Here is a 7,540-nt window from a genome sequence, read left to right as displayed (position 1 = left end):
AAAGTGCGATCCCGCCCTGCTAAGCCTATCTCGCTTAGGGGCTAATATTTTCCCTCAATATACTTCAGCAATAAAAGCCCCTTCGTAGTTTGAGAGTTGGTATGCTAACTGATGGCTTTGTTGATATTTCCCTCTTAATTACTTGTTTTAGCGAATAATTTATTGGCCTGAGGCCCTGTTGGTTTGTACTATGGTGGCAGGAGAAGCAATCAATAACAGCGAGTAGATACCTTACCCGCAGTATTTTACTACCAGCAAGCCCTATACCTTTCATTGGCCCTGCGGGACGAAATGACGCGCAATAAAAAACTTAGGGATATTAAATACAGAGTGTAACTATGACTGAACCGAACATCGAACATATCAATCAAAGCCTTACTCAGGCCAACTTAGCAATGCTAACATCTACTGAATTTTATGATGATATTTGGGATGTGCTTGATGCTATTCTTGAGGATGACAACTGTAGTGAAGAAACCAATTTTGAACGGGTTCGAGTATTACTTAAAGCAGGTCTCTTAACCGAGTTACATGTTCTGGAATACTATAATAGCTATGTTGAAGATATGGACTTATCTTATGAAGGTTGCCCACTAGTTAAATTACTGGCACCATTAGAGCGAGATGGCACCTTATATTTATCCGGATCTGACAGTTTTTATGAAGACCTATGTTATGATCTTTATTTGGATTATATAAAAAATATTGTCCTACTCGGAGGCAGAGTGGATCATGATGGTATGTTGTACTGGGTTTTTGAATCAAGGTGTGAGCTTGAGATGTTTAACTACCTTCTGGAAAGTTTTCAATCTAAACCTAGCGCTATTAATACTGTCGCGGCACACATATTATCTGAGGAGTATTTCAAACATGATGGCCATGAAAAGCGAGGGAGAGGAATATTTAAACAGTTGATTGAAAAGGGTATTGATATCAATTTGCCGTTTGATGAAGAATCTGGGATGTTAGATTATCATTCTTTTTTAGGTGCAGTCTTAATTTTTGATCCTGAGCTTTTTGAACAGTATTTACTGCAACAGCCTAATAAAGAAATCGTCAAAGGGTTGCCATGGCGTAAGGTAATTAAAAATGGCTATTTCAGAGAAAAACATATGCACATAATAGAAAAGCTGATAAGTCTAAAGTATTATGTGCCTCTAGATGAAATAGTTTCTGAATTAGAAAAAAAAGAGCTGGACGACTATGCCAAAGCCCTCGCTCACTAAGCTGACGCTTGCCCCTAAGCCTATTCTGCTTAGGGGCTTATATTTTCCCTCAATATACTCCAGTAATAAAATACCCTTCGTACTTTGAGAGTTGGTATGCTAACTGGTAGCTTTGTTGATATTTCCCTCTTAATTACTTGTTTTAGTGAATAATTTATTGGCGAGAAACCCTGTTGGTTTTGTATTGTGGTGGCAGGATTATGAATCAACAAAATGACACTGGTGTCTTTTCATGATGATATTGTGCTCAGCAGCGAACAGGACTATGAATTACTATGGTGATTGACGGTTATTTTAAACTCGATACCGCGAGTTATTTGCAGTGCCCGGTAAAGGAACACTTGGGGCATAAGGTGATCGGTGTTGAACCCGATTTGGCGTTTGACCTAACCTTAACCCCACCTCGGGTGTTTATCCGTAACGAGCTGGTGGACCTGCTGGGTGAGCTTACGCCTAAACTTATTCAGGGCGCCTACCTTAACCCAAACAATACTCATGCTTATCAAAACTTTAGCGTGATCACTGCGGACCACTTTAGCCTGCCTAAAGTGGAGGCCGACGATGACTTGCCCACGGTATTTTACTACCAGCAAGCTCTTTACCTTTCACTGACCCTGCTGGACGAGATTGCGCATAATAAAAAACTTAAAGATATTGAATACAGAGTGTAACTATGACTAAACCAACCATCGAACAGGTTAACCAGATTTTAACCCAAGCCGACTTTGTAGTGGTGGCAAGAATTACGTCTTACTACCAGATATGGGAGGTGATAGATGCCATTCTTGAAGATAGCAACTTAAGTGAAGAAACCAATTTTGAACGCATCCGAGTATTACTTAGAGCTGGTATTTTAACCGATCTAAACATTCTGGAATTTTATAATAGTCATGTCGAAGATATGGACTTATCTTATGAACATTGCCCACTGGTAAAAATACTTTCGCCATTAGAGCGTGATGGCACCTTATATTTTTCTGGGTGTGACAGTTTTTACGAAGACCTATGTTATGATCTTTATTTAGATTATATAAAAAGCATTGTCCGACTCGGAGGCAAAGTAGACTGTGATGGTATATTACGTTGGGTATTTAATGAGCACCGACGCGAGTTTTATTTGTTTAACTACCTTCTGGATAACTTCACTGTTAAACCAGAGACAATCAACTCTGTTGCAGGGGCAATCATACTCAATAATTATTGGCAAAAGGGTTCTTCAGAAGAACAAAGGGAAGCCAAAGCAGCATTTGAAAAACTAATTGAAAAAGGAATTGATATTAATCTGACTATTGAGGAAGATGATTGGCACTCACAGTTTAACTCTTTCTTGGGAATTGCTTTTTGCTATGACCCTGAACTTTTTGAACAGTATTTATTACAAAAACCCAGCCAACAAATTATTGCAAATTTACCATGGGATTTTTCTATTAAAGAAGAACTTTTCGATGATAAACAAGTACGTTTAGTTCATAAACTGATTGGTTTGGGCTACCAGCTTCCTCTTGATGAGATCATCGAGTTATTGGAAGAAGAAGAGCTGGATGATTACGCCAAAGCCCTCGTTCTCTAAGCTGACGCTTGCCCCTAAGCCTATTCTGCTTAGGGGCTTATATTTTCCCTCAATATACTCCAGCAATTAAAGCCCCTTCGTAGTTTGAGAGTTGGTATGCTAACTGGTAGCTTTGTTGATATTTCCCTCTTAATTACTTGTTTTATCAAATAATTTATTGGCCTGAGGCCCTGTTGGTTTTGTACTATGGTGGCAGGAGAAGCAATCAATAACGGCGAGTAGATACCTTATCCGCGGTATTTTACTACCAGCAAGCCCTCTACCTTTCACTGGCCCTGCTGGACGAGATGACGCATAACAAAAAACTTAAAGATATTGAATACAGAGTGTAACTATGACTGAACCAAACATAGAACGCATCAACCAACATTTAACCCAAGCTAACTTAGCAACGTTATCATCGACTGAACTTTATGATGATATCTGGGATGTGCTGGATGCCATTCTTGAAGATAGCAGCTGTAGCGAAGAAACCAACTTTGAACGGGTACGAGTGCTACTAAAAGTTAGAGTTGCAACCGAATGTGATGTTCTAGAACACTATAATCATGAGGTTGAACAGATGGATTTATCTTATGAAGGTTGTCCATTGGTCAAAATACTGGCGCCATTAGATCGCGATGGCACCTTATATTTATCCGGCTCTGAGCGCATTTATCAACTTAGCCAAGATTTTTATCTGGATTATATAAAAAACATTATATTTCTCGGAGGTAGAGTAGATCATGATGAATTCTTATGTAGAGTATTTTATGCAGAACACCTGAGCTTTGACACTTTTAATTACTTAATCGATCGATTTGATTTCAAACCCTCATCTATTAATACTGCCGCTGGATATTTAGTCATGCGGAAATACTTTAAAAAATATAATAAAGAGAAGCAAGGCAGAGCCGCATTTACCAAACTCATTGACAAGGGGATTGATATTAACCATCCCTTTGAGGAAGATGATGGATTTTGTGAATATCACTCATTCTTAGGGTTGGTCTTTTGCTATGACCCTGAACTTTTTGAACAGTATTTATTACAGAAACCCAGCCAACACATTATCGCAGCTTTACCATGGGAGTTTGCGATTGAAGAAGATCACTTCCATGATAAGCAATTGCAATTGGTTCAAAAGCTGATTGAATTGGGCTACCAGCTTCCTCTGGATGAGATCATCGAATTATTAGAAGAACAAGAGCTGGACGATTACGCCAAAGCTCTTACTCACCTTTGTCCCTAAGCTAGCCCTGATGACAGTCTGCCACCACACATCTCAGTGATAAACGCCCTCTGGTTCTGATAGGACGAGTTTGTGCGAGTGCGTTTGCTAAAATGGAAAAGCGGGCGGGTAGGCTTGGAGCGGGTGGCACGGTTTTAATAACCCAGTGATTGGTTGTGGTGCAGGCGAGATGATGGTTTGTATCAGTAGAACCGCCGTCACCTTCAAATAAGGCTATTCAGCCGGGCACTTTTACGATGTAATGAGCGCCAATCGATGATTTAGGAATACAACAGATGAAAATTTGGGTTGATGCAGATGCGTGTCCAGTGGTGATCAGAGACATTCTTTTTAGGGCTTCTGAGCGAACTGGTGTGGAAGTCACCTTGGTGGCGAACCAGTTTATCCGCACCCCTGCTTCTCCAAAAGTGACCATGCTTCAGGTTCAGGCTGGTTTTGATGTGGCAGACAATGAGATTGTCCAACGTTGTGAGGCGGGCGATTTAGTCATCACCAGTGATATCCCACTGGCCGATGAGATCATTACCAAAGGCGGCCATGTGTTGAGCTCTCGGGGTGAGCAGTTTACGAAAGAGAACATAAAATCTCGTCTTAATATTCGTGATTTTATGGAAACCATGCGCAGTAGCGGTGTACAAACAGGGGGGCCAGCGCCCTTGAACCAAGCCGATCGACAGCAATTTGCTAACCACTTGGACAAATGGCTAGTACAGTGGCAAAGGGCACAAAAGTAGGAGTAGGGCATGTCCTTGGTTAACCAACTATCACTGTTTATTGATGTTGTGCAGCAAGGGTCTTTCACCAAAGCGGCCACCTTGCACAACATGGATAATTCGTCATTATCGAAACAGATCAAAAAACTGGAATCTGAGCTCGGTGTCCAGCTTCTCAATCGCTCTACTCGTTCCTTTTCCTTAACACCAGCAGGTGAAGAGATTTTGGAACAAGCCCACAGTCTGGTGGACACACTCGGGCATGTTCATTCGATTGCCGATTCTTATCAGGCAAGACCAAAAGGGCGAATACGCATCACAGCGCCCTTACATATTGGTCAACATTACCTTCAGCCTGTGATTACGCAATTTATGCGCAGCTACCCTGAGGTTGAAATTAACCTGCAAATGGATGATAAGCGCTCCGACATCATTTCTGATCATTTTGATGTTGCGTTTCGCCTTGGTCGGCTGGAAGATTCGAGTTTGATTGCGAGGAAAATCGCCGATATCAGACCGGTAATTTTGGCGTCTGAACGCTTTATTACGCAGTATGGGGATCCTCAAACCCCCGAGGAGTTAATGAGCTTACCTTCGGTGGTCTACAGCAATGGACCACTCACCGTGGATACGGCTCGTATTAGTGAAACACCAGAGAGTAGTCGCTTCATTAATCACAAAATGACGGGGAAATATAAGGTCAATGATGTGCTGACCTTATTGGCGGCAGTCCAAGATGGATTGGGCTATGCCATGATTTCATCCTCCAATCTTTATTGTCCCGTTGCCGACATCAACCTCAAGCCACTGCTCACTCATTACGGCTTATGTAATCGTGGGCTCGCACTCTACGCCTTGTACCCACATCGCAAGCAAACCGCTTTAGTGAGAGAGTTTATCTCGGCAGTGAAGGTCCATATCGGAACGCCACCCATTTGGGAAAAGCACGTCCCCAATTTTTCTCAGCTATACCCAACCCGCTAAATGATGAGTATTGCGTTGTCGCGGTCATGTTTTCACATCATTGGTGGGCCTAGAGGGACAGTGGCGCTCAGTTGGCTGTATCCTGCCAATCAGTTTAGATAGGCATAAAAAAATCGGAAACCGATACTCGGTTTCCGATTGCGTTTGTGTACAGGCAGTCGTGTTCTGCTCTCAATTCACTTTGCGTTATGATGCTAACGAGTGATTAGGCGTAGCTTAACTTATGGTGTTGCAACTCGGTACGCATGCCCATCAACAAGCTGACACACATGGTGAGTAGAATCACGGTAAATGGTAAGCCAGTTGAGATGGTTCCGGCCTGTAATGCCTGAATCGCCTCTGTACCACCAACCCAAAGCAGCATGGCGGCGATAGCCCCTTCAACTGAAGCCCAGAAGATGCGTTGTGGGATAGGAGCATCGACTTTACCGCCTGCTGTAATGCTGTCGACAACCAAAGAGGCGGAATCAGAAGAGGTGATAAAGAACACCATGATCAGCACAATAGAAATCACAGACAGTAGTGTTCCCATTGGCATAGCATCAAAGGCATAAAACAGAGAGAGCGTAATGTCGGTCAAACCATTCTGACCGAGCTCACCAACTTGGTTGACCACTTGTTCAATGGCTAGGCCACCAAAAGCAGACATCCAAACCACTGTGATAGCGGTAGGAATCAAGATCACCGCTGAAAGGAATTCGCGTACTGTACGACCTTTGGAAATACGAGCGATAAACATACCGACACATGGTGACCAAGATACCCACCAAGCCCAGTAGAATACGGTCCAACCGTGCATCCAAGCTTCGTCTTCGCGTCCATAAGGGTTGCTCAGTGGAAGCATGTTTTCTACATAGCCTGTTAGCGTAGTGGGAATCGTACCCAATGCCGTCGCTAGGCCAGCAATGATCACAAACATCAGTAGGGCGAAAGCCACAAGTAGGTTGATGTTACTGAGAACCTTCACGCCACCATCAATGCCGCGGACGACCGACATCACCGCCAGGCTGGTAACAAAGGCAATCACACCGAGTTGTAACCCTAGGCCACTATCGATACCAAAGACATGGCTAATACCACTGGCAGCTTGCTGAGCGCCTAGGCCCAATGAGGTGGCAAGACCAAATAGTGTCGCTAGGACAGCAAGGGTATCGATGATATGACCAAACCAGCCCCATGTGCGGTCACCCAAAATTGGATAAAACACGGAGCGAATGGAAAGTGGTAAGCCTTTATTGAATGCAAAGAATGCCATCGCAAGTGCGACTACGGCGTAAATCGCCCATGGGTGAAGGCCCCAGTGGAACATTGTGGCGCCAAGGGCGACTTTAGCTGCTTCTTCAGTGAATGGCTCGACACCAAGTGGTGTTTCAAACCAGCCAGTGAAGTAAGCAACGGGTTCGGCAACGCCCCAGAACATCAGACCGATGCCCATCCCGGCGGCAAACAGCATTGCAATCCACGACAAGTTGGAGTGCTCAGGCTTAGCGTCGACACCGCCGATACGAATTTTACCAAATGGAGATAAAACCAGACCAATACAAAAAATCAGAAACACATTGCCTGACCACATAAACAGCGTATCAAATGACTCAATGATTTGCAGTTTTACGCCATCAAGAGTGGATTTTGCAACGTTAGGGTCGGCGATAAGAAGGGCGATAAGAAAGACAATGATCAGGCCAGCGCTGGCACCAAAAACGGGATTATGGACGTCAAAACCCCATTTCTGAACGTTGTCTTGGCCGACGGTATAATCGGTATTTTCAATACTATACCTATCCTTATTACTACTCATTAATCCTCGCTAATTATT

The 7,540-nt window shown here is 43.3% G+C and carries 7 protein-coding genes; 6 read left to right on the top strand and 1 reads right to left on the bottom strand.

Annotated features, from left to right (window positions below):
• The first annotated feature begins 338 nt into the window (after positions 1-338).
• The 6 genes from TW84_RS07165 to TW84_RS07140 all read left to right on the top strand — a co-directional run bounded on the left by TW84_RS07165 (position 339) and on the right by TW84_RS07140 (position 5,724).
• Positions 339-1,226, top strand: a complete 888-nt coding sequence (locus TW84_RS07165; protein WP_045974969.1) for a hypothetical protein — start codon at positions 339-341, stop codon at positions 1,224-1,226.
• A gap of 275 nt (positions 1,227-1,501) precedes the next feature.
• The gene (locus TW84_RS07160; RefSeq protein WP_045974968.1) at positions 1,502-1,897 is read left to right on the top strand and encodes a hypothetical protein; all 396 of its coding nucleotides are present in this window, start codon (positions 1,502-1,504) and stop codon (positions 1,895-1,897) included.
• 2 nt (positions 1,898-1,899) lie between these two features.
• Positions 1,900-2,796 carry a hypothetical protein gene (locus tag TW84_RS07155; protein ID WP_045974967.1) on the top strand — a complete coding sequence of 299 codons (897 nt, stop codon included), beginning with the start codon at positions 1,900-1,902 and terminating at the stop codon, positions 2,794-2,796.
• 334 nt (positions 2,797-3,130) lie between these two features.
• A complete protein-coding gene (locus TW84_RS07150) occupies positions 3,131-4,027 on the top strand; it encodes a hypothetical protein (protein ID WP_045974966.1) in 897 nt (298 codons plus the stop codon).
• 275 nt (positions 4,028-4,302) lie between these two features.
• Positions 4,303-4,761, top strand: coding sequence for a YaiI/YqxD family protein (locus tag TW84_RS07145; RefSeq protein ID WP_006960182.1), 459 nt, complete (start codon positions 4,303-4,305; stop codon positions 4,759-4,761).
• Positions 4,762-4,770: 9 nt separating this feature from the next.
• Positions 4,771-5,724, top strand: coding sequence for a LysR family transcriptional regulator (locus TW84_RS07140; protein WP_045974965.1), 954 nt, complete (start codon positions 4,771-4,773; stop codon positions 5,722-5,724).
• Between the two features lie 205 nt (positions 5,725-5,929).
• Here TW84_RS07140 and TW84_RS07135 read toward each other — a convergent pair whose 3' ends face one another.
• A complete protein-coding gene (locus TW84_RS07135; RefSeq protein ID WP_045974964.1) occupies positions 5,930-7,522 on the bottom strand; it encodes a BCCT family transporter in 1,593 nt (530 codons plus the stop codon).
• Between the last annotated feature and the right edge of the window lie 18 nt (positions 7,523-7,540).

It is taken from the genome of Vibrio neptunius, assembly GCF_000967495.1.
GTDB lineage: Bacteria > Pseudomonadota > Gammaproteobacteria > Enterobacterales > Vibrionaceae > Vibrio > Vibrio neptunius.
This window is presented reverse-complemented; position numbering and strand designations above follow the sequence as displayed.

Excerpts from the sequence above, each read along its gene's own strand:
- TW84_RS07165 (WP_045974969.1), top strand. The coding sequence starts at position 339 with ATGACTGAACCGAACATCGAACATATCAATCAAAGCCTTACTCAGGCC.
- TW84_RS07140 (WP_045974965.1), top strand. The coding sequence starts at position 4,771 with ATGTCCTTGGTTAACCAACTATCACTGTTTATTGATGTTGTGCAGCAA.
- TW84_RS07160 (WP_045974968.1), top strand. The coding sequence starts at position 1,502 with ATGGTGATTGACGGTTATTTTAAACTCGATACCGCGAGTTATTTGCAG.
- TW84_RS07155 (WP_045974967.1), top strand. The coding sequence starts at position 1,900 with ATGACTAAACCAACCATCGAACAGGTTAACCAGATTTTAACCCAAGCC.
- TW84_RS07135 (WP_045974964.1), bottom strand. The coding sequence starts at position 7,522 with ATGAGTAGTAATAAGGATAGGTATAGTATTGAAAATACCGATTATACC.
- TW84_RS07145 (WP_006960182.1), top strand. The coding sequence starts at position 4,303 with ATGAAAATTTGGGTTGATGCAGATGCGTGTCCAGTGGTGATCAGAGAC.
- TW84_RS07150 (WP_045974966.1), top strand. The coding sequence starts at position 3,131 with ATGACTGAACCAAACATAGAACGCATCAACCAACATTTAACCCAAGCT.